Source organism: Desulfuromonadaceae bacterium (assembly GCA_019429445.1).
Lineage (GTDB): Bacteria > Desulfobacterota > Desulfuromonadia > Desulfuromonadales > JAHYIW01 > JAHYIW01.
In genome coordinates this window covers 21,389-45,821 of sequence record JAHYIW010000011.1, presented here as the reverse complement: position 1 = coordinate 45,821, position 24,433 = coordinate 21,389, and the positions used below count along the sequence as shown (strand labels likewise).

General features: G+C 56.6%; 26 protein-coding genes. 10 read left to right on the top strand and 16 right to left on the bottom strand.

Going from position 1 to position 24,433, the window contains the following annotated elements:
• Positions 1-41: 41 nt before the first annotated feature.
• The 9 genes from K0A93_05860 to K0A93_05820 all read right to left on the bottom strand — a co-directional run bounded on the left by K0A93_05860 (position 42) and on the right by K0A93_05820 (position 7,837).
• Entirely contained in the window at positions 42-335 is a 294-nt protein-coding gene (locus K0A93_05860) for a hypothetical protein (GenBank protein MBW6511630.1), read from the bottom strand.
• Between the two features lie 654 nt (positions 336-989).
• On the bottom strand, positions 990-3,023 hold the full coding sequence (locus K0A93_05855; protein ID MBW6511629.1) for an N-6 DNA methylase: 2,034 nt from the start codon (positions 3,021-3,023) through the stop codon (positions 990-992).
• A 73-nt stretch (positions 3,024-3,096) separates the two neighbouring features.
• Positions 3,097-3,480 (bottom strand): GxxExxY protein, encoded by a 384-nt coding sequence (locus K0A93_05850; protein ID MBW6511628.1) that lies wholly within the window; start codon positions 3,478-3,480, stop codon positions 3,097-3,099.
• Between the two features lie 32 nt (positions 3,481-3,512).
• Positions 3,513-3,833 (bottom strand): KilA-N domain-containing protein, encoded by a 321-nt coding sequence (locus K0A93_05845; GenBank protein MBW6511627.1) that lies wholly within the window; start codon positions 3,831-3,833, stop codon positions 3,513-3,515.
• A 92-nt stretch (positions 3,834-3,925) separates the two neighbouring features.
• Positions 3,926-6,265, bottom strand: coding sequence for a DEAD/DEAH box helicase family protein (locus K0A93_05840; GenBank protein ID MBW6511626.1), 2,340 nt, complete (start codon positions 6,263-6,265; stop codon positions 3,926-3,928).
• Positions 6,238-6,459: a hypothetical protein gene (locus K0A93_05835; GenBank protein ID MBW6511625.1), complete on the bottom strand. Its 222-nt coding sequence runs from the start codon at positions 6,457-6,459 to the stop codon at positions 6,238-6,240. Before K0A93_05835 ends, K0A93_05840 begins: the two co-directional genes overlap by 28 nt.
• Before the next feature lie 309 nt (positions 6,460-6,768).
• The gene (locus tag K0A93_05830; GenBank protein MBW6511624.1) at positions 6,769-7,035 is read right to left on the bottom strand and encodes a type II toxin-antitoxin system RelE/ParE family toxin; all 267 of its coding nucleotides are present in this window, start codon (positions 7,033-7,035) and stop codon (positions 6,769-6,771) included.
• Positions 7,036-7,038: 3 nt separating this feature from the next.
• Positions 7,039-7,293, bottom strand: a complete 255-nt coding sequence (locus tag K0A93_05825) for a type II toxin-antitoxin system Phd/YefM family antitoxin (GenBank protein ID MBW6511623.1) — start codon at positions 7,291-7,293, stop codon at positions 7,039-7,041.
• 127 nt (positions 7,294-7,420) lie between these two features.
• Entirely contained in the window at positions 7,421-7,837 is a 417-nt protein-coding gene (locus tag K0A93_05820; GenBank protein MBW6511622.1) for a (deoxy)nucleoside triphosphate pyrophosphohydrolase, read from the bottom strand.
• 163 nt (positions 7,838-8,000) lie between these two features.
• Between K0A93_05820 and ubiE the strand changes: the two genes are divergently transcribed.
• Complete coding sequence (gene ubiE, locus K0A93_05815; GenBank protein MBW6511621.1) at positions 8,001-8,711, top strand: bifunctional demethylmenaquinone methyltransferase/2-methoxy-6-polyprenyl-1,4-benzoquinol methylase UbiE; 711 nt, start codon at positions 8,001-8,003, stop codon at positions 8,709-8,711.
• Positions 8,712-8,797: 86 nt separating this feature from the next.
• A complete protein-coding gene (locus tag K0A93_05810; protein MBW6511620.1) occupies positions 8,798-9,193 on the top strand; it encodes a phage holin family protein in 396 nt (131 codons plus the stop codon).
• An 11-nt stretch (positions 9,194-9,204) separates the two neighbouring features.
• On the opposite strand, the gene K0A93_05805 is transcribed toward K0A93_05810, so the two are convergent.
• From K0A93_05805 to K0A93_05790, 4 genes are read right to left on the bottom strand one after another with little or no spacing between them, the layout of a single operon-like run.
• Positions 9,205-9,810, bottom strand: a complete 606-nt coding sequence (locus K0A93_05805) for a YqgE/AlgH family protein (GenBank protein ID MBW6511619.1) — start codon at positions 9,808-9,810, stop codon at positions 9,205-9,207.
• Between the two features lie 10 nt (positions 9,811-9,820).
• Complete coding sequence (locus K0A93_05800) at positions 9,821-11,083, bottom strand: MltA domain-containing protein (GenBank protein MBW6511618.1); 1,263 nt, start codon at positions 11,081-11,083, stop codon at positions 9,821-9,823.
• 25 nt (positions 11,084-11,108) lie between these two features.
• Complete coding sequence (gene priA, locus K0A93_05795; GenBank protein ID MBW6511617.1) at positions 11,109-13,307, bottom strand: primosomal protein N'; 2,199 nt, start codon at positions 13,305-13,307, stop codon at positions 11,109-11,111.
• A gap of 10 nt (positions 13,308-13,317) precedes the next feature.
• Positions 13,318-14,511, bottom strand: a complete 1,194-nt coding sequence (locus K0A93_05790; protein MBW6511616.1) for an FprA family A-type flavoprotein — start codon at positions 14,509-14,511, stop codon at positions 13,318-13,320.
• A gap of 153 nt (positions 14,512-14,664) precedes the next feature.
• On the opposite strand from K0A93_05790, the gene K0A93_05785 reads away from it, so the two are divergent.
• The gene (locus K0A93_05785; protein ID MBW6511615.1) at positions 14,665-15,558 is read left to right on the top strand and encodes a metallophosphoesterase; all 894 of its coding nucleotides are present in this window, start codon (positions 14,665-14,667) and stop codon (positions 15,556-15,558) included.
• On the opposite strand, the gene aroF is transcribed toward K0A93_05785, so the two are convergent.
• Positions 15,555-16,559, bottom strand: a complete 1,005-nt coding sequence (gene aroF, locus K0A93_05780; GenBank protein ID MBW6511614.1) for a 3-deoxy-7-phosphoheptulonate synthase — start codon at positions 16,557-16,559, stop codon at positions 15,555-15,557. The two genes, K0A93_05785 and aroF, sit on opposite strands and share 4 nt — an antisense overlap.
• A gap of 150 nt (positions 16,560-16,709) precedes the next feature.
• Between aroF and K0A93_05775 the strand changes: the two genes are divergently transcribed.
• The 6 genes from K0A93_05775 (at position 16,710) to K0A93_05750 (ending at position 20,856) form a co-directional block, all read left to right on the top strand.
• Positions 16,710-17,027, top strand: coding sequence for a cytochrome c (locus K0A93_05775; GenBank protein MBW6511613.1), 318 nt, complete (start codon positions 16,710-16,712; stop codon positions 17,025-17,027).
• Positions 17,028-17,361: 334 nt separating this feature from the next.
• Positions 17,362-18,576 carry an ADP-forming succinate--CoA ligase subunit beta gene (gene sucC / locus K0A93_05770; GenBank protein ID MBW6511612.1) on the top strand — a complete coding sequence of 405 codons (1,215 nt, stop codon included), beginning with the start codon at positions 17,362-17,364 and terminating at the stop codon, positions 18,574-18,576.
• A 13-nt stretch (positions 18,577-18,589) separates the two neighbouring features.
• Positions 18,590-19,468, top strand: a complete 879-nt coding sequence (gene sucD, locus K0A93_05765) for a succinate--CoA ligase subunit alpha (GenBank protein MBW6511611.1) — start codon at positions 18,590-18,592, stop codon at positions 19,466-19,468.
• 20 nt (positions 19,469-19,488) lie between these two features.
• Entirely contained in the window at positions 19,489-20,322 is an 834-nt protein-coding gene (locus K0A93_05760; protein ID MBW6511610.1) for a hypothetical protein, read from the top strand.
• A gap of 6 nt (positions 20,323-20,328) precedes the next feature.
• On the top strand, positions 20,329-20,568 hold the full coding sequence (locus K0A93_05755; GenBank protein MBW6511609.1) for a hypothetical protein: 240 nt from the start codon (positions 20,329-20,331) through the stop codon (positions 20,566-20,568).
• Between the two features lie 150 nt (positions 20,569-20,718).
• Entirely contained in the window at positions 20,719-20,856 is a 138-nt protein-coding gene (locus K0A93_05750) for a hypothetical protein (protein ID MBW6511608.1), read from the top strand.
• A gap of 142 nt (positions 20,857-20,998) precedes the next feature.
• On the opposite strand, the gene K0A93_05745 is transcribed toward K0A93_05750, so the two are convergent.
• Together K0A93_05745 and K0A93_05740 are read right to left on the bottom strand one after the other, a co-directional pair.
• Entirely contained in the window at positions 20,999-22,885 is a 1,887-nt protein-coding gene (locus K0A93_05745) for a YgiQ family radical SAM protein (protein ID MBW6511607.1), read from the bottom strand.
• A gap of 16 nt (positions 22,886-22,901) precedes the next feature.
• Entirely contained in the window at positions 22,902-23,306 is a 405-nt protein-coding gene (locus tag K0A93_05740) for a response regulator (protein MBW6511606.1), read from the bottom strand.
• 211 nt (positions 23,307-23,517) lie between these two features.
• Between K0A93_05740 and K0A93_05735 the strand changes: the two genes are divergently transcribed.
• Positions 23,518-24,255, top strand: coding sequence for a PTS sugar transporter subunit IIA (locus K0A93_05735; protein MBW6511605.1), 738 nt, complete (start codon positions 23,518-23,520; stop codon positions 24,253-24,255).
• Positions 24,256-24,433 lie beyond the last annotated feature (178 nt).

The following is a 24,433-nucleotide window of genomic DNA, read 5'->3' as shown; positions in this document are numbered from 1 at the left end:
AACACGGGCCGCCATGATGGGTGGTTCGCTGGCTTTGCGGTTCAGGGTTCTTCGCCGCGCTCTTTGATCCGCCATACCGTCCCGTGCGCTTCGGTATCCTTGCGGTGGTCGGCAAGGTCGTGGGCAACGGCATCGATCTTTTTACCAAGCTGCGACTCGACGGAATCGATCTTGTCGTTCAGTGCCGAGAGTAGAAATGCCGTATGGTCGTGTCGGGCATTCGACTCCTCGCGCACTTCGCGAATCTCCTGGCGCAGGACTTCGTGCCCTTCGAGAACCAGGTCAAATTTGCTGCTGATATCTTCCAGAATAATCGTCAAATGATCTTTCTCCACAGGATTGCCCCCCCTTTGTTTGGTGTGCATTCCTCACAGTGATACCGCTCCGGTACCGTGTGGGTCAAGTCTTCTTTGTCGACGCTGGAAAATTCTACGAAAGTCCTGCACATCTTCGCACGCATCCAGAAGCTCCTTATGCAGCAACTACCGGACGCTCAAATAAAAGGCGGGACATTCTTACAAAACGCAACAACTTCAATCCTGCAGATTAAAGTTGTTAGTCAGGTCAGGGCAAGTGGTCCACCTCCGGCAACAGCATAACTGACAATTCTGGTTTCCAGAAATGACTTCTCCAGGCGTTGCCGGAAATCTTCCCAAACTTTTTTCTAAATATTCTCCGCCACTCAATTGCCTGGATCATCACAGGATGAATGACTACGGGGGGCGTCAAGCCGTACAGATCGAGGTGTGGCATAAAGTTCCGCAGGGTGGGCACCGCCACCAGATTGCCGGTGCTGGACCGTGCCCAGCCTACGATCTGTCCATATTACCGTGATGCAAATAGTAACGACACAAGTCGCGCATATGATTTGTACAGTACAGATCATACGCGCGGCTTTTTTGTTGAATGCGTGTGTTTTCCTGGTCGAGCACATGGTGAACAATTGCGATTGATAAATTAATAGGGGCACCGCCCTGATTTATTCCTGGTCATTGTGGGTCACCTTTCTCTTCTTCCCCCCAGACCCGCGCCAGGGTGGTCTGGATCTTCTTCTCTTCATTTTCGATTGCGCTCTTGAGCCGAGGAATCTCGTGCTGGCGCTCCTCTATCTCCGCAACGATCTCCTTCTGCACCTCCAGCGGCGGCAGGGGGATCTGGAGTTCGCAGAACTTGGATTTGGAAATCTCTGCGAACGTTCCGCCCGTTGCCCAAGCCTTCATCGTCGGTACAAGTTTGGTGAGTGCGAGCGCCACATATTCCGGCACCGCTCGCGCAGAATCTTCAATCACGGCGTTCTTGAAACCTTGATTTGTTGCGATGGGTACGCGGTTGATGGCGATGCGCCCAATGGTCGCACGGGTCGAGACAATGACCGAGTTTGCCGGAATCATCTTTGCTGACGATTCACGCAGCCCTTTTTCGGAAATCGTCCGTTTGGTCGTGGTGATTTGTGAGATAAAATCGGTTGCTGGCAAATCAACGAGCGTTGCCCAAGGAATACCGCCGCCCCAATACTCCTCGAAATTAGACTTCGGCGTGCCTCCGCTATCCACTCGGAAAAGACATTCCTCACCAAGGTATACAAGCGGGTAGGCATGATTGCTCGTTACCCCCGCCCGATACCGCTCCCCACTCAAATTGTAATCCCCATTCGCGGCGATCTTGGTTTTCGGCACGATCTGGGCGGTGGACGAGGTGGAAAGGATGGACTCGGTGGCCACTCTGTTGCGCAGGGCTTGAAGGTAGGCTGCGAGTTCGGCCTGGACCTGCGGCAGATCGTTCTTGCCGATGGTGCGGCGCTGGGCGCCGAGACCGAAGCCGTCGTTCTCGACCTTGAAAAAGGCGATGGTCTCGGCGGTTCTGGCGAGGGACTTGTCGAGAATAAGGATCGAGGTCTTCACCCCGGAGTAGGGGTTGAAACACCCCGCCGGCAACGAGACCACGGCGACGAGAGAGTTTTCGACCAGCAGCTTGCGCAGCTCCTTGTAGGCGCCCTGGCTCTGGAAGATGATCCCCTCCGGCACGATGATCGCGGCACGACCGTTGGGGGTGAGGTGCTCGGCCATGTAGTCGACGAACAGCACTTCGCTGCGCTTGGCCTGAATGGAAAAACGCTTGTGCGGCTTGATCCCCCCTTTCGGCGACATGAAGGGCGGGTTGGCGAGGATGACGTCAGCGAATTCGTTCCAACGCTCCTCGGAGGTCAGGGTGTCGTACTCGACGATGTGCGGATCGGCGAAACCGTGCAGGTAGAGGTTGACCAGCGACAGGCGCACCATGTCGGGGGAGATGTCGTAGCCCTTGAAGTTTTTGGCGAGTCGCCCCTTGTCGTCCGGGGTCAGGGTGCTAACCCCCCTCAATCCCCCCTTGTCAGGGGGGAGGCTTGACTCCCTCCCTTGATAAGGGGAGGGCTGGGGAGGGGTTGTATTGGTCGCCAGGATGTGTTTGTACGCAGAGATCAAAAAGCCGGCGGTGCCGCAGGCCGGGTCGAGGATGGTTTCGTTCTTCTTCGGGTCAAGGACCTTGACCATGAAGTCGATGATATGGCGCGGGGTGCGAAACTGCCCGGCGTCCCCCTGCGAACCAAGGACCGAAAGCAAATACTCGAAGGCATCGCCGAGGCGCTCGCTGTGGTCGTAGCTGAACTCGTCGATGATCTTGAGAAAAGCGCGCAGCGTCTCCGGGTCGCGATAAGGGAGATAGGCGTTCTTGAAGATGTCGCGAAACAGCAGCGGGATGCCGGGATTCTCCGGCATCTTGGTGATCCCCTCGGCGTAAAGGTTCAAGGTCTCGTGCCCGCCGAGGCCGGAGTGCATGAGCTTGGCCCAGCCGTAGCGGGCGAAGTCACCGGTAAAGAACTTGCGCTGACCGCCGAACTCTTCGCTCTCGGCGTCCATGTCGTCCATGAATTTGTAGATCAGGGCGATGGTGATCTGTTCGACCTGGCTTTTTGGGTCTGGGACTTTACCGACGAGGATGTCGCGGGCGGTGTCGATGCGGCGTTTGGTATCAGTGTCTAACATTCGATTCCTTTATTTACATGGATGGACTGGATAAGCAGGATAAAAGGCGAACATACAACCCTGAACATCCTGTCTATCCATGTTTAATGCCCTTGCTCCTGGTGAAGCGCTTATATTCGAGTTTTTGGCAGCCAAAATTGATGAGAAGGCCGACTTCGAACCCCGTGGCATTCAAGTAATTGACAATTTGAGCTTGATGTTCGGGCGCAATCGCCTTTACTGCCTTGAGCTCAACAATGACCTTCCCCTCAACAATAATATCGGCATAAAAGTCTCCCACACACTCGTTCCTGAACATCACCTTAACAGGATGCTGAGTGATGGCCGCCAAGCCCTTTTGTCGCAGGACAAGAAGCAAGGCCTTCTCATAAACAGACTCAAGAAAACCGGCGCCAAGTTCATTTATGACTTCAAAAGCACAACCAATTACGCTGCTGGTAATCTGCTCATGCTTCAAGCTTTTATCCTGAGCATCCTGTTTATCCATGTTCATGGCATGGTCATCACTTGAGCTGTTTGATCGCCGTCGATCCACCGTTGCGGCGAGAGGACAAAATAGTTACTGCCGGCTTCACTTTTAAACCTCTCGAATTCGATAGGTTTAAAATCCGGATTGTTCAGCGTTTCCCAAAGCCCAAGGAATTCAATCGTGCTCCGGGTGCGCATCCAGTTATTGATGATCGAAAAAGGCTCTTGTGAATCCCGATGCCGGGCGATATCTGTAAGGGAGATATAATCCTGGTTATGTTTGCTAATGATGGCGATCGCCAACCCCTGAACCTCGAGTGTGCTTCTCTTTTCCTTAGCCATGACATTTGTGCTCCTCAAACCCCTCGAATTCAAAGGGTTCAAATATATCGAATTTGCCGAATTTAGCATCGCATTGTTATGAGCGCACAGAATTATGCCGCAAACTGGTTTAGTGAGACGTAATCCTTGACGTACTCCGGGACATAGGTGCGGTATTTCGGCGGCACGGCGCGGAAATCGTTGGAGGAGAAGACCGGGTTGGTCGCCAGATCGGTGAAGTGCTTGCTCTCGATGATGTGACGCACCTGGTCGCTGGTGACGTAGGCCTTGAAGTAGGTTTTGATCGCCGGGATCGCAGCGGCCTCTTCGGGCTTGACGTCGGCGACGAACTTGGCGAACTCCTCTTCCAGCAGTTCATCTTTCGACTTGAAGCGCGGAATCAGGCCGAAGACTTTCTCCAGAATCTCACGCAAGGTCAGGCGACGGTCGACAGCAGCCGCCTTACGCAGTTTGTCGAGGGTGTAGTACTCGTTCGGCTTGTCAAAGACCTCGCGGTTGACGTAGTCGATAACCCGATCCCACTGGCCGTCCTCGACCGCCTGGGCGATGAAGTCGTTCTCCAGCACGACCTCTTCGAACTTCTCGAAGAACATCCGGTCGATCCTCATCCCGTCCAGGCCGATCATCTCTTCCTTGATGCCGGCCAGGATGTCAGAACCAAGGTGCTCGTAGGTCTCAGCGTACGGCGGCGGATCCCCTCCATCTTCGCCCTTATCCTTGGGCTTGGGGAGTTTGAGGACCTCGTCGTAATCGAACTCGGTCTCGAAGTATTCGCAGTTGGCAAAGAAGTCGAAGAGCTTGAAGGCCCTTTTATGGGGTTCCTTCACCGTCTCCTTGATCCCCGCGTCGAACAGCTGTTCGAGGAAGTTGTGCTTGCGGGTGCCGCGCCCCTTGATCTGGATAAAGTCGGTCGGCGAGAAGATCGGACGGAACATCCCGATGTTCAAAATATCCGGGCAATCATAGCCGGTGGTCATCATACCGACAGTGACGCAAGCTCGCACCTTGCTGGTCTTGTAGGATGGCAGGACGTTACCGGAACCGAGCAGGTTGTTATTTGCGAAGTTGATGGTGAACTGCTGGGCGTCGGAAATCTGCGAAGTCACCTGCACGGCGAAGTCAGACTGGTATTTGCCGGGGAACATGCGGTCGGCTATCAGGTTGAGGATCTGCGTCAGCTTGGCCGCATGATGTTGACTGACGGCAAAGATGATCGCCTTGCCGACCTCTCCGCTGACCGGGTCGCGCAGAGCGTTATCCAGAAAAGCCTTACAAAAGACCATATTGGTCGCCTCGGAGAAGAATCGTTTTTCAAACTCGCGCTGTTTGTAGACTTCCTGCTGGTCCTCCCCGGTATCGTCCTTGAATTCGACCACAAAACCTTCCTCAAAAAGCAGATCCGTCGTGACCTCGGTCCTGGCATCCACCACCGTCGGGCTGATCAGGTAGCCATCCTTGACCCCGTCGAGCAGGGAGTAGCGAAAGGTCGGCTGGCCGCTGTCGCAGCCGAAGGTGCGGTAGGTGTCAAGCAGCAGTCGGCGTTCAGCCTCGCGCGGGTCGCGGGTCGTGGGGCTGGTCTTGTCGAAGCGCTTGAGGTAATCGCGCGGCGTGGCGGTGAGGCCAAGTTTGTAGCCAATGAAGTAATCGAAGACGGCGCGGGCGTTGCCACCGATGGAGCGTTGCGCCTCGTCGGAGATGACCAGATCGAAATCGGTCGGCGAGAAGAGCCGCTGGTACTTGTTGTTGAAAAGGAGCGACTGCACGGTGGTGACGACGATCTCCGCCCGCCGCCAGTCGTCGCGGTTCTCCTTGTAGATGACTGTCTGAAAATCGGCACAGAGAAGGGTGGCGAAGGCTTTCTTGGCCTGATCCTCAAGTTCGAGGCGATCAACCAGGAAGAGCACACGCCGGGCATTGCCGGAGCGGAGGAAGAGCTTGATGACGGCGGCGGCAGTGAGGGTTTTGCCGGTGCCGGTGGCCATCTCGAAGAGGAATCGATCTTTGCCTTCCTTGACCGCGTGTTGCAGGGCGTGGATGGCTTTCAACTGATAAGGGCGCAGAAAGCGCAACTTGTTGACCTGGATGAAATCGGGCCGTTCGACCTCATTGCACCACGCCGCTTCCGATTGATAGTTCGGGCGTTGCGTCAGCACGATGTAGTCTGCCTCGACCTGATCCTCGATGAGGCGTTGCGGGTTGGGCGTGACCTTTTGGTAGCCGGTGACCGAATCGGGAGTCGGAAACGAGGTGATGACGTAAGGGTTGCCGCGCTCCAGGTCCCAGAAATAGTGCAGATTACCGTTGGAGAGGATAACGAAGCGGCAATTCAGAGAACGGGCGTACTTGCGCGCCTGCTCCTTGCCGACCAACGGGTTTTTCTCCTCGGCCTTGGCTTCGAGGACAATCAGCGGAAAGCCCTTGGTGTCGAGCAATAAAAAGTCGACAAATCCCTTCTTGTCGACTTCCTCGAAATGTCGCCAAGGGTGTCGAGGTCGGTTGTTTTGAGGATGACACCAGGCTCAAGACGAATGTTGGCAGAAGCGGCCCCCTCTGGAAAGAATCGCCAACCCGCCCCTTCGAGCAGTTTGTTGATCTTGATTCTTGCGGTAGCTTCTTTAGCTGACACGCATTCCCCCTTGCGTCAAGAATTCATCGAAATCAAACACTTGGGAGGTTAGCACTTTTTCTGAAGAGGTTGAAGATAAATCAAGAGGGGGTGGTGAAACTGGAAGGGGGGACGCTCTGAAAGGGCACTCTCAAAAACCCCAACAACTTCAATCCTGCAGATTAAAATTGTTGGTCAGGGCAAGTGGTTCACCTCCGGCAACAGCATAACTGACAATTCTGGTTTCCAGAAATGACTTCTCCAGGCGTTGCCGGAAATCTTCCCGATCCTTTTTGTTTTTAAATATTCTCCGTCGTGCAGAAAGGGATGCTACAGGAGTTTTTTATATACATCTTTCCGGTGACCAACTTTTACGACAAGGATGACAAGCCGTTCACCATGAATTTCGTAAATTATCCGATAATCACCAGATCGTACTTTATGAAAAGAATGGCCTCCCTTCATTTTGGTTGTCGCAGGCTCAGGCAAATTCTCGGCTATTTCGTCAATCTTTTTCTTGACCCGTTGCAGGTCTTTCTTGGGCAGCTGTTTGAGGCTCTTCAGGACAGCGGGCCTGAACTCAACAGAATATTTCATGGATCAGATAAGCCCCAAATCTTGCCAAACTTTTTCCGCAGGGATGTTTTCTCCTCGTTCAGCAAGGGCTTTTTTTGCATCTTCGATATCAATATGGTCTTCAATAAGCTCAAGTAACTCCAGTTCTTCCATGGAAATCAGGGCCGCAATCTCCTCCCCTCGACGGGTCAGCACAACGGGCTCTTTTCCGTACGCTACCTTGTTGACGATCTCGGCAAGCTTTTTTCTGGCTTCGGCTGTAGTCACTGTATTGTGCATGGCAATACCTCCACTATGTACTTTATGTACAAATGGTACATAGTCGCTGGTCTGCTGTCAAGGAATTCCCTGAGCAACGCTGAGTTTCCTTGCGGCAAGTGAGTTTGAACGTTATGCGCAAGGCTCTCTAATCCCCCCCAATGTGCTGTAATTTGCGCACAATCGGCTCATCGGCGGGAAGCATCTCAAACGCATCAATCGCTGCCGGCGTTACCCAGCGATGATCGGCCACTTCGAGATTCTTGATCGCCAGCGACAGCGGCTGGCAGGTATAGGCAAGAATCAACGCGGTTCCCCAGTCGTAGCGGTGATAGCTGACCGCAAAAATTTCCCCCACGGTTATTTCAATACCGAGTTCTTCGCGAATTTCTCGCTTGAGGCCATCCTGCGGCGACTCGTCATCCTCAAGTTTGCCGCCGGGGAATTCCCACTTTCCCGCCAGACGGCAAGCGGGGCGCCGCTGGGTGATCAGGACGGTGTCGCGGTGATGCAGAACAGCGGCAATAACAATCAGCGGTGGCATGGTGTTCCTCAGCGGTGGCATGGTGTTCCTTGTTAAGGAGGGCGCCGGGCGCGGGACATGGTTGGCGCTCAGCGGGTTCGATGGCGGTCGCGCGCCGCACTGGTTTTTTACTGACAGCGTCAAGGCGATATGCTAATAAATCGATGCATCTGCGTCAACATTTTCTGCCCAGCGAAAGAGACTGATGTACAAACTTACTGACAAAGGGCGCGGCATTCGCGATATGTTCGACACCATTGCCCCGCGCTACGATTTTCTCAACCGGCTGCTGTCCTTCGGGATTGACCGTTCGTGGCGATCTTTTGCCGTCGGGCGTCTGCGTATCCCTGAACACGGGCGGGTGCTCGACATTGCGACCGGGACGGGCGATGTCGCGATCGAAATTGCCAAGCGAACCCCGGCCAGCGTGGTGATTGTCGGTTCCGATTTTACCCAGGGGATGCTGGTTCGTGGGCAGCAAAAAGTTGCCGCATCCCCCTTTGCCCATCGCATCGTTTTTGCCAACGCGCCGTGCGAAGCCCTGCCCCACCCGGACGGGGTATTTGATGGGGTGACGATTGCTTTCGGAATTCGCAATGTGGTTGAACGTCAGACCGGGCTCAACGAAATGCGTCGGGTTCTCAAGCCGGGAGGGAGGGTGGTGATCCTCGAATTCTCGACCCCGACCAGCCGCTTCTTTCGTGTCCTCTACTACTTCTATTTCCGTCGGCTGCTGCCGTTGATTGGCGGGCTCTTCTCAAATCGCGGGGCTTACACCTACCTGCCCGATTCGGTCCTCGAATTTCCCGCCCGCAGCGAGTTCAAGGCAATGCTGACGACAGCCGGTTTCGTTGATGTCCGCCATTTTGATCTGACTTTCGGAATTGCAACGGTCTACATCGGCGTTTGCCCCTGATGGCCTTGCTGATCAGTTATGCGCTGCCACCCCTTTACTTTGCGTGTGATACTGATTAAAGGTGTATGAACACGGGGAGGACGGTTATGCGCGGATTATTGATTCGCTGGATTATTCAAACATTGGCGATTATGGCCGCCGCCTGGCTGCTTGGCGGGATTGAAATCCATGGCCCGGTTGCGGCGATCTTTGCCGCCGCAGTTCTCGGCGTACTCAACGCCCTGCTGCGACCACTCCTGCTGCTCTTTACCTTGCCGCTGAATATTCTCACTTTGGGGCTGTTCACCTTTGTCATCAATGCCGTGCTGTTGCTGATGACTTCAGGGGTCAGCCGCGGTTTCGTGGTGCACGGCTTCTGGTCGGCGGTGGCCGGTTCGCTGGTGATCAGCCTGGTCAGCTGGCTACTCAATGCGATGATTAACGATCAGGGCACGATGGAAGTGATCGAAATGCGGCGGCGCGGCAACCGCTGGGAGCCCTGACTGCCAACCAGTTATTCCTTCTCCTGTCCGGTCATTTCCTGCGTATATTTTTGCCACAAGCGCGTCCACAGAGTCCGGGGCAGCGGATCGTAGATGGCCATTTCGTCTTCCGCGATTACCAGCCAGTCCCCACGGACAATTTCCTTGTTCAATTGTCCCGGTGCCCAGCCAACATAGCCGAGATAGACACGCAGCTTGGCATCAATCTGTTCATCGTCAAAACGATCCAGCACCGATTTGAGATCACTTAAGCCGGTGCGGCCGACAACCTGGCTGGAGTTGTCCCGCCGTTCACCGTTGCGGAGCAGGGTGAGTACCTGTTGCTTGTCGACCGGGCCGCCGAAATAAAAGATCGTCGGGCGGCCCCGAACCTCGTCAACTTCAGGCAGGACCTCCGCCAGTTTCAGGCCGGTGGGGCGGTTAAGGATGATCCCCATACTCCCGTGTTCGTGTCCGGTGAGCAGGATGACCGTTTCCTTGAAACGCGAATCGTTAATCTTGTTACTCGCCAGCAACAGTCGTCCGGTCGCCGCTTCGAGGGCATGGCTGTCGGTGGCCCCTGCACAGGTCAACGTCAGAAGCAACAACAGTAGCGGCCAACAGTTTACTCGTGTCATCGTCTCGTCCTCACTTTTCCTCTTCCCCCTCTTCATCCGCCATTGCCGGGGTTGCGGCCAGCGCGTTCGGTAGCAGCACCCAAAGTCGCCCCGGTTGTTTCATCCGTCCCGCGTAGAAACCGGCTTCATCGCCAATCCCCCAGTAAAAATCGGCGCGCACCGCGCCCTTGATCGCGCCGCCGGTATCCTGGGCGACCATCAGCCGTTGCAAGGGAGCATCGCGATCCGGCCAGGTGGCGGCGAGGTAGACCGGGGCGCCGAGCGGGATCGTATGTGCATCGACCGCCAGACTGCGGCGCGCGGTCAGGGGGACACCGAGAGCGCCGGGCGGGCTGGTAAAATCAGCGTCAAGTTCGCGGAAAAAAACATAACTCGGATTCTCGGCGAGCAGCGTCTGTGCCGCCAGCGGATTTTTGCTGGCCCAGGAGCGGATATTCTGCATTGACATCTGGTCGCGGGTCATGATGTTGCGCTCGATCAGCAGTTTGCCGATAGAACGATAAGGGTGCCCGTTCTGGTCATCGTAGTTGACCAGAATCTGGGTACCATCATCAAGATTGATTCTGCCGGAACCTTGAATGTGCAAAAAGAAGCGTTCAACCGGATCGTTGACCCAGACCAGTTCCTGTCCGGCGAGCGGCGCGATTGGCGTATCAATTTCGCTCCGCTGCCAGTAGGGGACGACGCGCCGCCCTTCGATCCGGCCGCGCAGGCGCATCCGGTCGAGTTCGGGGTAAACCTCGTCAAGGTCGATGACCAGCAAATCCTCGGGCGTGCGATAGAGAGGATAGGCATAGGTTGGTGAACGGTGCCGACTGCCATCCAGGTCAGGAACATAGTAGCCGGTGATCAGCCCGCTGGTGCTGCGGTCAGGATTGACCACGCGGTGGGGGGTGAATTCCTGTTCAAAAAATAACCGGGCGGCGGCGCGATCCTTCTCGGCTATCTCCCGCGCACGGGCACAGACGTCTTGCCAGACGGCGCGAAAACGCAACGGGCGACAGCTGACGAGGAAGGTTTGTAACGCATCGTCATGCGCATCACTTGCCCAGCCGTCGAGCGCGTCCCAGTCGACCGGTTGCAAAGCGGGAGGAGCGACCGTTTTCGGGGGGGGCGGTTCAGGGCGCGCGATTTCCGGCAACGATGGCGGCGAGGGAGGGGGCCAGGACGGAGTACAGGCGACGAGCAGGGTCAACAGGGCGAGCAACGGTAAACGGGGGGAAAAATACAAAGACACTAAAAAAATCCTCAAGGTTAAGGGCGAGACTGCCATCTGCTTCTTTATCAAGGGCGGGGAATTATAGCATATCGATCGGGTCAACGTCGACCGCCAGCCGGACCCCGGAAGGGAGCGCGCGCCCCAACGGTTCGCAGCGGTCGAGCAGTTGGCGCAAACGTGGACGACTGGCGCTTTTGAGCAGAATCTGGTAACGCCAGCGGCCACGCAACCGCCCCAGCGGGCAAGGTGCCGGGCCGAGGACCTCGACCGCTTCAGCGGCGGCGAGCAAGCGTTGCGCGAGCTGCGTGGCGGCGGTCTCAACCTGTTTGACATCCGGCGAAGACAGAACCAGGTTGATCAGATGGCCGAACGGTGGATAACCGAGTTCCTCGCGTCCCGCGCTTTCCAGCGCAAAAAAACTCCGGTAGTCGTGCCCGGCGGAACAGGTCAGCGCATAATGTTCGGTCGCGTAGCTTTGAATATACACCCGGCCGGGAGTGCTGCCGCGCCCGGCGCGCCCGGCGGCCTGGGTGAAGAGCGCAAAGGCGCGCTCGGCGGCACGAAAATCAGGCAGATTGAGGGTGGCATCAGACCCGAGGATACCGACCAGAGTCACATCGGGAAAGTCGAGTCCCTTGGCAATCATCTGCGTGCCGATCAGAACGTCGATATCACCTTGCTCCATCGCGCGGACAATCGCCGCCTGCGCGCCCTTGCGGGTGGTGGTGTCGCGATCCATTCGCGCAATGCGTGCCGCCGGGAAACGTTCCTGAAGCTCTTCCGCCAGCCGTTCGGTGCCCGCGCTGTCCGGGATCAACTCCGTCCCCTGACAGTCGGGACAAATGTCGATCGGAGGTTGATGATAATCGCAATAATGGCAGCGCAGCTGGCGGGCCTGACGATGATAGGTTAAGGTGATTGCGCAATTGGGGCAACGCCAGGTGCGGCCGCAATCGGTGCAGAGCAGATAGGGAGCGAAGCCGCGGCGATTAAGGAGCAGAAGCGCCTGTTCGCGGCGCGCCAGCGTTTCTTCCAGGGCGGTGATCAGCGGTTCACTGAGGCTGTGTTCGGGACGGTGGACGGTCAGATCGATCAACTCCACCTGCGGCAGGGGGCGATCAGCAATCCGCGTCGGGAGTTCAAGGAGTTCAACCGGTCCGGCGGTGGCTCGTTGATAGGAGGTGCTGCTCGGCGTGGCGCTGCCGAGGACAACCACACATTGCTGCATCTGCCCGCGCAGCAGGGCCAGATCCCGCGCGTGGTAGCGGAAGCCGTCACTCTGCTTGTAGCTGCTCTCATGCTCCTCATCGACAATGATGATGCCGGGGTTGACCAGTGGCGCGAAGACCGCCGAACGTGCACCGATGACCACCGCAACGTCGCCACGAGCGATAGCCCGCCAGGCATCAAACCGTTCGCCGTCGCCGAGACCGGAATGGAGGACGGCGAGTTTGACGTCCAGGCCGTGCAGCCGGGCACGAAAGCGATCGACCAACTGCGGCGTCAGTCCGATTTCCGGGACGAGGATTAAAGCGCTCTTCTTCCGCTTCAGGGTGGTGAGTACCGCGTTGAGATAGACTTCGGTCTTGCCGCTTCCGGTCACGCCATGCAACAGCAGCGGGGTGAAGGTATCGGTCACCAGCCCCGCTTCGATGCGACCGATTGCGGTGCACTGATCGTTGTTCAGTGTGACCGGCCGATCAGCCGGAGGCGGATGGCTGGTAAAGGGGTCGCGATTCCGCTCGGTGACCGAGACACGCAGCAATCCACGTTCGGTCAACCGTTGCAGTGCGGCGTGGGGCGCTCCAAAGTGTTCGCGTAGCAGCGTGAGCGGGGTCGGTCGGTCGTGCTGACGGATAAATTCGAGTATCGTCCGCTGTTTTTCGCCACCGGGCAGCGTTTGCCCTGCAACAAAGTGGTACGATTTCTCGGTGATCGGCGCAACGGTTTTGCCGCGCCCACCGAGTCCGACCGGCAGGGCCGTATGCAGAACCTCGCCAGGGGGATGACGGTAATAGTCGGCGGCGCGCAGCAGGAATGCCCCCATGATCGGAGGGAAGAGCGGCTGCTCATCAAGTGGCTCGATCAGCTCCTTGAGTCCCTCAGCAGAGCCTTCACGCTGCGTCATGACGAAACCGACGGCGCTACGCCGCCCGAGCGGCACCCGAAAACGCACCCCGATCAACGGTCGGGCGCTGTATTGCTCGGGGACCCGGTAGTCAAGCAGCTGCGGCAGCGGGGCGACCACGGCGACAGCGGCGATCATTGTTTTAGCCATGCACGGTCAGTCAGTCTTGAAGGACGACTGCGGCGATGCGGCTGGCGAATTGACGACACTCTTCGAGGTTGGCGGTCGTCGGGGTAAAGCGGAACGAGAGCCCGTCGGTCACCAGCGTATACTTGAGCCCGCGCAAACGTTCTTCAATCATTTTGGTCGCTTCGCCGCTCCAGCCGTAGGAGCCGAACACGGCGGCGCGTTTTACCTTCGGGTGCACCGCTGAAATCAGCGTCAGAGCGTGCCAGACTTGCGGCGGCGCGTCGCGCTGAATCGTCGGGGTGCCGATAACCAGGACATCCGCTTCTTCAAGGGCATTGCGGTAATCGTCGTCGCGCATCGTACTGAGCGCAAACTCGTTTACTTCGATCCCGCGTGCTTCAAGCTCGGTGCGGACGACCGCCGCCATCTTGCGGGTATTACCGTGAGAGGAAAGGATCGCCAGCAGAGCCTTGGGACGGTTGGCGATGGGGGGCGCGGCGGACCAGCGACGGTAAGAATTAAGGGCATCCTGATACGTCGAACGCCGGATCGGGCCGTGAGATGGACAAATCATACGGATCGGCAGGTCGCTGATCTTCGCCAGTGCTTCGCGCACCTTGTCTTTGAACGGGCGCATGATACAGTCAAAATAAAAATAAAAATCGGCCGAAAAATCAGCAATTTCATCATCAAACAGTTTGCTTGAGCAATAGTGCGCACCGAACGCATCACACGAAAAGAGGAGTTCGTCCTCGACCAGATAGGTGAAGATTGTGTCGGGCCAGTGCAGTGAGGGCGCCAGATAAAAACGCAGGGTTTTGCCGCCGAGGTCGAGTTCCCCACCCTCTTCAATAACGCAACTGGTGAAATCGCGATTGAGCAACTGGCGTAAAAAATTATCTGCCGGTCGTGAGCAATAAACGACCAGTTCCGGGTTTTTATCGAGCAGGGCGTTGAGTGCCCCGGAGTGATCCGGTTCGGTGTGGTTGATGATCACCGCATCGACTTTTTCCAGAGCGAGATGCTCGCCGACCTTGCTGAAAAATTCGGCGCTGAACGGTTCCTTGACGGTGTCGATCAGTACGGTTTTGTTTTTTCCGCGGACCAGATAGGCATTGTAGGTGGTGCCGTTGTGGGTCGGAAAAAGGTCATCAAAAATCTTCAGGTCGCGATCTTTAACACCGACCCAGTGAACATCAGCTACAATCTTTTGCGAGGCATCCATCAACTATCTCCTTGTTCAAGGGGGGGAAGCACGGCATAATCAAGTCAATGAAGTATAGCGCCGATCACTCACTGCGCGCAAGTGCAGAGCGCCTTCTGCTGTTTTTTCCGCTGGCCGGGGCGGGGTACGTGACCAGCGCCACCGGAGCAACGCATGCACCATGACGAAATAAATTCCGAAAACCTTCCTGACCTTCCGGAGCGGCGGAGATTTCTCGGCCGTTCGGCCGGTTTTTTAACACTTCTCGGTAGTGGTGTCGGCGTCCGTGGCTTGTGGTACGAACCGCGCCACGCAGTCGTCGAGGAACAGTTGCTCGTCAGCCCCAAGCTCCCTGCCGGTGTGGAGGTGCGTCTGGGACAGCTGTCCGATCTGCATATCCAGACGGTTAACCGCTATCACCGGGAGGTCGCGGCACAGGTCAATGCGCTGGGTGTCGATGCTGTTTTGCTGACCGGTGACTACCTGGAAGAGAAGCGTAATCTTGCCGGGGTCATGCGTTTTTTGCAACTGTTGCACGCACCGCAGGGCGTCTATGGCGTCCAGGGGAACTGGGAATACTGGTCACGTCTGGAGGGGGAAAATTTGCGCCAGCGCTTTGCTGCGGCGGGGGTAACGTTGCTGATCAATGAACGCATCGATCTGACGGTGGCCGGAATCCCCCTGTCGTTGGCGGGGCTCGATTACCCGTCTTTGGCGAACCACCTGAAACGGCTGCAGGCGCAGATTGATCCACGGCGACTCAACCTGCTATTGTCACACGTTCCGGCTTTCGATCATCATCTGCTGGATAAGCGCTGGGACTTGATCCTCTGTGGGCATACCCACGGTGGGCAGGTGCGTCTGCCCGGTCTGCCGCCGCTCCATCTGCCGATGTACAGCGGTGATTTCGTGGCCGGAAATTACCAGGTCGGGGCGCACGCCACCCCCCTTTACGTGAACCGGGGGATCGGCACCAGCGGTCTCCCGGCGCGCTTTTTCTGCCCGCCGGAAATCACTCTGATCAGGTTGGTCGGGGCGGATGCGGAACGATCAAAATCCGCCGGCTAGAGGACCGCGGACAAGGAACGCAACTGCTCCATCAATTCAGTAAAGCCTTCGATCGTCAGGCTCTGGGCCCCATCGCACAAGGCCTTGGCCGGATCGGGATGGACTTCAATCATCAGTCCATGAGCCCCGGCGACCAGCGCTGCCTTTGACATCACCGGCACCAGTGAGCGAACGCCGGTGGCGTGGCTCGGATCGACGATAATCGGCAGGTGGGAGAGTTCACGAACGAGCGTGGCGACAGACAGATCAAGGGTGTTGCGGGTGGCGCGTTCGAAGGTGCGGATACCGCGTTCACAGAGCACGACCTGGTCATTTCCTTCGGCGACGATATACTCCGCCGCCGCCAGAAATTCCTCGATCGTCGCGCTCATGCCACGCTTCAGCAAGACCGGATGGCGCAGCTTGCCAACTTCTTTAAGCAGATCAAAATTCTGCATATTGCGCGCGCCGATCTGGAGCATGTCGGCGTTGGCGCAAACGGCGTCAAGTTGTTCGATACGCATCACCTCGGTGATCACCGGCATGCCAACACTGTCACCGGCCTGGCGCAGCAGTTTCAACCCCTCGATGCCGAGTCCCTGAAAGGAGTGGGGACCGGTCCGTGGCTTGAATGCTCCGCCGCGCAGGAGGTGCGCACCGGCGGCTTTAACCCCGACCGCAGCGGCGCGCATCTGCTCTTCATTTTCAATCGAGCATGGCCCCGCCATGATCACCGGCGGACAGTTGTCGCCAATTTCAACCGCGCCGACCTTGACAATCGTCGCCTGGGGGTGAAAATCGCGAGAGACCAGTTTGTACGGTTTGCTGACATGAATGACCTCGCGCACCCCCGGCAGGTCGCGGATCGTCGCATCGTCCACGTACCCCTGGTTGCCGAGAACCCCGATAGCGGTACGCAGACTGCCCGGAATCGGTTCGGGGCGCAGCCCCATGGCGCGGACAGATTTTTCAACGCGGTCGATTTGGGCGGCGGTGGCACTATGATGCATAACAATCAGCATGGAAAATCCTCCTGTGGATGGGCCGTTTGTTCCGATGGCGACCCAGTTTAGCGGGCAGCTGGTGATAATTCAACCGGAATCGGCGCCTTTCCCCGCGATTCGGTTGCAGTCAGGTTTCAGGGCGGGACACGGTCCATGGAGGTCAAAGCAATGCATTGTCGCAGGGTGGTCATAATCGGTCTGCTGTTGCTGTTGGGAGGGTGGTCCACCGCGCGGGGAGGAGAGGATGTGGTGGCGCGTGAGCTGATTCTGTCGCAAGGGTGCCTGGGGTGCCATGCCATCAATCAGCCTGGCGGAACGCTCGGTGTCGAACTGAAATTTGTCGGCCAGCGCTTGACAGCCGATGAAATTCGGCAAAAGTTGTTATATCCGGCGGCCAAATTGCCGCGATCAGCGATGCCTGATTCGCGGCATCTCTCGGTAGCGGAAATTGATGCCCTGGTTCATTATTTAACGACGTTGAAATAAGCTGTCCCGAGATGAAAGGCGGAGGCGTCTTCAGCTTCTCCCAAGGAGCCAGCCGTCTGATTTTTTAGTTAAACTGTTCTGTGGTTTTGTGCGTTATATGGTTAATAATCACCGGAATAATATTTTTTCATCATCCTTACCTCGTTTTTTATAATAAAAATAGATCAGTTATAACGTTTGAAGGGTTCATTCGAGATTTTAACGGGCATAATTCTGATTGCGATAATTTTTATTATAGATAAAAGATTGCACCACAACCTTCAGCGGCGTATAAGGAAGGCTAGATGGATAGTCCGACCGGCTGCTAGTAATCACTCAACAAGGAAGGTGAACCATGTATCTGCATGAATTTCAGGCTAAAGGACTGCTCAGAAACTATGGGGTTCCCGTTCCGGACGGCAGTGTCGCCTCGACTGCCAGTGATGCCCTGCGCGTCGCGAAAGAATTGAAAGGTGATGCCTGGGTCATCAAGGCGCAGGTTCATGCCGGTGGCCGTGGCAAGGCGGGCGGGGTCAAGGTCGTCAAGGCATTCGATCAGGTCTATGACGAAGCGACGCGGATGCTCGGCATGAAAATCGTCACCAAACAGACCGGACCTGAGGGCAAGGTGGTGCGCCGCATCCTGGTCGAAAAGGCGACGCAGATCAAACAGGAAATTTACCTCAGTTTCCTGGTCGACCGGGACTCTGAACAGCACATGGTGATTGCCAGTTCCGAGGGGGGCGTGGAGATTGAAGAGGTGGCCAGGGATAATCCGAAGGCGGTCATCAAGGCACAGGTCAATCCGGTGACGGGAATGGGTCTTTTCCTCGGGCGAAAGATTGCCAAGGCGATCGGTCTTGATTCGAGTCTGCTCACCCGGTTCGCGGACGTTGCCAACAAACTCTATCAGTGTTTTGTCGATCATGACGGGATGATGCTGGAAATCAATCCACTGGTTGTCACCAGCGATGGCGAGATTATCTGCCTCGATGCAAAAATGTCCGTGGACGATAACGCCCTGTTCCGGCATCCGAAAATCGAAGAGATGAAAGATTACGGAGAGCTTGAACCCCAGGAGGTCAGAGCTTCGATTTTTGATCTTTCCTATGTCAGCATGGACGGCAATATCGGGTGCATGGTCAACGGCGCCGGTCTGGCCATGGCGACCATGGACATTATCAAGTTCAACGGTGGCGAACCGGCAAACTTCCTCGACGTGGGGGGGGGGGCGGATGTCAACAAGGTGCGGGAAGCGTTCAAGATCATTCTCACCGACCCCAAAGTCAAAGTAATTTTTGTCAATATTTTCGGCGGGATAGTCCGCTGTGATCTTATCGCTCAGGGGGTGCTGAAAGCTTCCGAGGAGGTGCCGAGCGACCGCCATATTGTTGTCCGTCTGGACGGGACAAATGTGCAGGAAGGGCGCAGGATCCTTGAGGAGGGCGCCGCCAAGTCGGGTTTGAATATCGTCACCGGAGATACCATGGCCGATGCCGCCGAAAAAGCGGTGCAGCTGGCTGCCGCCGACCAGCCCGCCAAAAAGAGATCCGCAGCAAAGTCTGCGTAACAGGGAGTGAAAAATGAGCATACTTGTCAATAACAGGACGAAAGTCCTTGTTCAGGGGCTGAGCGGATCTCAGGGCAAATTTCATGCGCAGAAAATGAAAGAATATGGTACCAATATCGTCGCCGGGGTGGTCCCCGGCAGGGGGGGTACCGAGGTTGATGGCACGCCGGTGTTCGACACTGTCGAGGAAGCGATTCGCAAAACCGGCGCAAACGCTTCTATCGTCTATGTGCCTCCGACCTACGCGGCTGATGCGGTGATGGAATCGATCGATGCCAATCTCGATCTGTGCGTCTGCATTACCGAAGGGATCCCCGTCAGGGACATGATCAATGTCAAGCGGCTGATGAAGACGAGTGCTTCAAGGACCATGCTTATCGGGCCGAACTGTCCGGGCGTGATCACCCCCGGCGAATGCAAAATGGGGATCATGCCGGGCGAAATACACACTCCCGGCACGGTCGGGATCATCTCCAAATCGGGGACCCTGACGTATGAGGCGGTCAAGCAGGTCAGCGCCTTCGGCTACGGGCAGTCGACCTGTATCGGCATCGGGGGGGACCCCATTGTTGGCTTGAAATATATTGACCTGCTGGAGATGTTCCAGTTCGATGCCCAGACCGAATGTGTTGTCCTGATCGGCGAGATCGGCGGGCAGGCCGAAGTGAAGGCCGGGGAGTGGATCAAGCAGCACTTCAGCAAGCCGGTGGTGAGCTTCATCGCCGGGCAGACCGCTCCGCGAAACAAACGCATGGGACACGCGGGGGCGATTGTTTCGGGGGGAGATGATACTGCGGCGGCAAAAATGAAAGCGTTGGAGGAATGTGGCGTGCATGTGGTCCAGTCTCCGGCGGATATCGGCAGGAGAGTCAAGGACGTGTTGGGGAAATAATCTTACGATGAGCAGTGACCATGGTTGACATTGGCAAAATAAATACGCTCAGGGTTCGGCAGGTTGACCTGCGCGGGGCCTGGTTGGGGGAGGGTAACAACCTCGTCCTGCTGCCGCGCCGGGAAGCGCCGCCGGAGGTTCAGGAGGGTGACCGGCTGACGGTCTTTATCTATCACAGTTCCGACGCAACGTTGGCCGCGACCACCCGAATTCCAAAAGCGCAGGTCGGTGAATTTGCTCGGCTCAAGGTCAATCAAACCTCCAAACACGGGGCGTTTCTCGATTGGGGGATGGAGAAAGATCTGTTGGTGCCTTACAGCGAACAGCCGGAACGGATGCGCGAGGGGCGCAGTTATCTGGTCAAGGTCTGTCTTGACGACCGCCAGCGGCCGATCGGGACCGCCCTGATTGACCTCTGTTTTGCCGTCGATAGCGTTGACGTGAAGGCAGGTCAACCGGTGCAACTGATGGTCTGGCGTTTTACTGAACTGGGGGCGGCGGTGATTATCAATCATCGCTATGAGGGGCTGCTTTACCGGGATGAGATGGGTGACAATTTGCGTCCCGGCGATCGCCTGTCCGGTTATGTCCGCAAGGTGCGTACCGATGGCAAGATCGATGTCACGCTGCGGCCAGCGGGGATTGCGGGAATCCGCGAAGGGAAGGATTCGTTGCTGACGCTGTTGCAAGAGCGTGAGTTTCTGCCGGTCCATGACCGAAGCACCCCCGAAACGATCCAGCGGGAAACCGGAATGAGCAAGAAACTTTTCAAAAAAGCGCTCGGCGGTCTTTACAAGGCCGGTCTGGTTGAACTGGTCGAGGACGGTGTGCGTCTTAAACAAGGGAAAGGATAAAGAACAATGCGTATGAGCGGGATGAAAGATGCGGAGGTTGGGTTCACCACCCGGATACTTTTCGCACTACTGAAATGGCGCACCGGCAAGGTGCCCGCGCCGCTGCGTGTTTATGCGCATAAACCGGGGATCATGCGCGGGTTTCTGACGCTGGCCCGCCGGGTGCGCGGTGGCGGGGCGTTGCCGGAACGACTCAAGCGCCTGGCTATGTACTGGACGGCGCACCGCGTCGAGTGCCCCTTTTGAATCGATCTGACTGACCGACTCGCCCGTGAGGCGGGTATTACCCCCGAAGAGATTACGGCGCTGGCCGATTTCAGAACCAGCGCGGCGTTCACCCCGCTGGAAAAGGACATCCTTGAATTTACCGAGCAGCTGACCGACACCCCGGTGCGGGTGCCGGAAGAACTCTATCAACGCCTGGCGGCAGAACTTACAAAGGAACAACTGGTTGAACTGGCGGCCGCGATTGCACTGGAGAACTTCAGTGCTCGTTTTAACCATGCGTTTGCGATTGAAGTGGACGAAAAATAAACCGCTTTGCCCCGCAGGACACGAAGCGGCGCAAACGACCGTTGCATCATCCTCGCCGTGATCTTCGCGCTCTCCAGCGCACAAAATGAGTGGGGTGAACTTTTTTCTGTGCAGAAACCTCGAACCATAACAGCCTGGACTGTTATGGTTTTCTTTGTTTGTGCAGGGTGCGCCTTTTTTTTGATCCCGATTTGAGCCCTTTGGAAGTGGGTGGAGCTGCCGTCGATTGCCGCGCCCCGGCAAAGGCCCGTCTGGAACTGAACAACTCGTCTGCGACATCTTCTCTGCCACATTCGCGCAACGCTTCCATCACATCCTGACGCTGTTCCGGCAGGTGCCAGAGTAATAACGCCTTTTGCAAACGCCGCTCCCTGGCCTCGCGCGGAACATGGACCGGTGCATCACTGTAGGGGTCACGTCCGGTGTGGTAGATGCAGGTGGCAAGGCTCCCCGGCGTGGGGGTAAACTCTTGCACCTGTTCGACGCGCAGCTGGTGACGTTTGAGGAACAACGCGGTGTCGATCATATCGTTGAGGGTGCAACCGGGATGCGCACTGATCAGATAGGGGACGATCCCGTAGCGCTGCCCCAGCTCCTGAACGCGGGTGCGATAACGTTCCAGAAAACGACTGAAGTGTTCCGGTCCCGGTTTGCGCATGATTTTTGTTACCGTAGCCACCGCCGCCTCGGGGGCCACCTTGAGCAATCCGCCGACATGACGTTGCAACAATGCATCAAAATAGCGCGGCTGCTTTTCCAGCAGATCGAAGCGGATGCCGGAGGCAACGAAGAGGTGCTTGACCTGCGGCAAGGCACTCAGGTCGGCAAGCAACTTGACCGCGCGGCGGTCGCTGGTGCGTAAATGCTGACAGGGTGCCGGGAAAAGACAGCTTTCGCGGCGGCAGATTGCTCCCGCTGCCGGATCAGCGCAGCCGAGACCATACATGTTGGCGGTCGGGCCGCCGACATCGGTGAGGGTGCCGCGAAAGTCCGGATGTTCGCTCAGGCGTTCGACCTCACGCCGAATTGAATCGTGCGAGCGGGACTGGACGAACTTCCCCTGATGATGGGTAATCGCGCAAAAAGCACACCCCCCGAAACAGCCGCGATGGCTGGTGATGGAAAATTTAATCTGCTCGTAGGCGGGAATTGCAGCGGTGTAAGAGGGGTGCGGCAGGCGCTGGAACGGCAGCGCGTAGATGCGGTCGAGTTGCGCCTCGCCAAGTGGCAGGGCGGGGCGGTTGATCAGTACCGAGCGCTTGTCATGCGCCTGTACCAGGGGTCTGCCGCTGAACGGATTCGCCTCGGCGGCAGTAAGGGTGAATGCTTTGTTATAAGCCGCCGGGTGCGTCGCAACGTCTTCGTAGGCAGGCAACTGGAGCGCCGCAGGGGGCACTTCCGTCACGACGCCTGCGGTTCCCGGCAGGTCACGGATAGCCGTGATCGGTTCACCGGCGTGAAGTCGTTGCGTCAACGCGACCAGCGCCGTTTCCGCCATCCCGAAGAGGAGCAGATCGGCTTTCGCGTCGATCAGGATGGAACGTCGAACTGCATTGCTCCAGTAATCGTAATGTGCCAGCCGTCGCAGACTGGCCTCAATCCCCCCGATCACCGTCGGTAATCCCTTGAACGCACCTTTTACAGCGGCGGTGTAGGCGATCACCGCCCGATTGGGGCGCGCCCCCGCCTGCCCTCCCGGCGTGTAGGCATCATCGCGGCGGATTTTTTTGGCGGCGGTGTAATGGTTGACCAGTGAATCCATTGCACCGGCGGAGATTGCAGCATACAGCCGCGGGCGTCCCATGACCTGTAAGGCGGCGGGGTCACGCCAGTCGGGCTGGGCGAGGATACCGACGCGAAATCCTTCGGCTTCAAGCAACCGTGCCAGCAGAGGGGTGCCGAAGGCGGGATGATCAACGTAGGCATCACCGCTGACGAACAGCACATCGAGCTCATCCCAGCCGCGGCGCTGCATATCTTCACGACAGACCGGAATAAATTTTTCAGTCGGAGTTTTTGCTGGAGTCATCAAAGTGGGGGCAAAATTAATCGTTGTTGGCCGGAGAGGACATGCAACCGGCGAGAAAATCGTTCAACCGTTGTTTTTCAAACGGCTTGCGCAACACCGTGAACCCGTGGCGCTCAATTGCGATTCTGCGCTCATCATTGACCAACGCACTGGCAACCGCCTTGTTCCGGTTCGGCACCCGACAACCGTTCTGCTGCTGCTGAAGCAGCAGTTCCAGACCGGTCATGTTATGCATCTGATAATCGACAATAACCGCATCGGCACAGGGTGTTTCCTGCGCTGAGCACGCGGCGCTTTCTCGATTATGGTAGGGACAATGAACTGGATCAATACAGACATCGACCTGATGTCCGTGCCGCGTCAACAAGGTGCGCAACAGGACGGCGACGGCCTCATTATCCTCAACGACAAGAATACGCAAACGATACCCCCTTCAACGTTCGATAAACCTCCGTGGCTGTGTCCCGCGAAAATAGCACATTTCGTCATGATTAAGCAAAAAAAGACTGCGAACCGAAATGTCCTTGATCCAGTCTCCGTGTCTGCGTGGAAGGTGTTGACAATTGTGGCAACATCAAGGTAATGTCCAAATATGTCCATAGATAAAGAGTAATGCTCCTATTGGGGGTTAAATGAACGTAACAGTCAAGGATGCCTCCAGGCTTCTGTCGGTTTCGGAAAAAACCATTTATCGATGGTTAAAGTCTGGCGTGCTCCCCGCCTACAAACTGAACGGAAGCTATCGTTTTAATTCAGCTGAATTACTGGAATGGGCAGCGTCGCGCCGCATCGGTGTGGCCACCGATGCGCTTGACGAAGCCGACCCCCAGGTCAAAACTCTCCCCAGTCTATTTTTAGCCCTTGAGGCTGGGGGAATCCATTATCGCCTCGAAGGGAATTCGCGCGATGAGATCCTCGCAGGGGCTGTGACCAGTCTGCGCATTCCAGAAGAAATCAATCGGCATGAATTGACCAAGTCGCTGATTGCACGTGAAAAACTCGCATCGACTGCTCTTGGCCATGGTGTTGCGGCATCTCATCCTCGCAGTCCAGGGCTGCCTTTTACCGGCCGGTCAACCGTCTCGCTCTTCTTTCTTGAAAAACCGGTCAGCTTCGCCGCCCTCGATGGCCAGCTGACACATTCTCTCTTTGTCATCATCGCCGCAAACCTGAGAGAGCACCTGTATCTTCTATCAAAATTGATGTTTGTGCTGCGGAACCAACAGTTCCAAAATCTGCTGGATCATCAAGCGAGTCGCGAACAACTTTACGCGGGTCTGAAAGAGGCGGAGGCTCGTCTCGTAGAAGAGCAGGATATCACCCTGAAATCATCACAGAAGGGTGATAAATCAAAGGCCCTACACGCTTGATCAGCAAAAGTCGGGGACAGATTCTTTCCCGCTTTTTGCGCCGACAATAAAAGCTCACTTCGTCCTACTGTCACGTCTGAGATTTGCCCTGCTCGACCCTGGCTTTCGTTCAGAACTCAGCGAGCAAGGGAAAAATGAGAAAAAATTTCACGACAAATGCTGCAGACCTGCAGTTTGT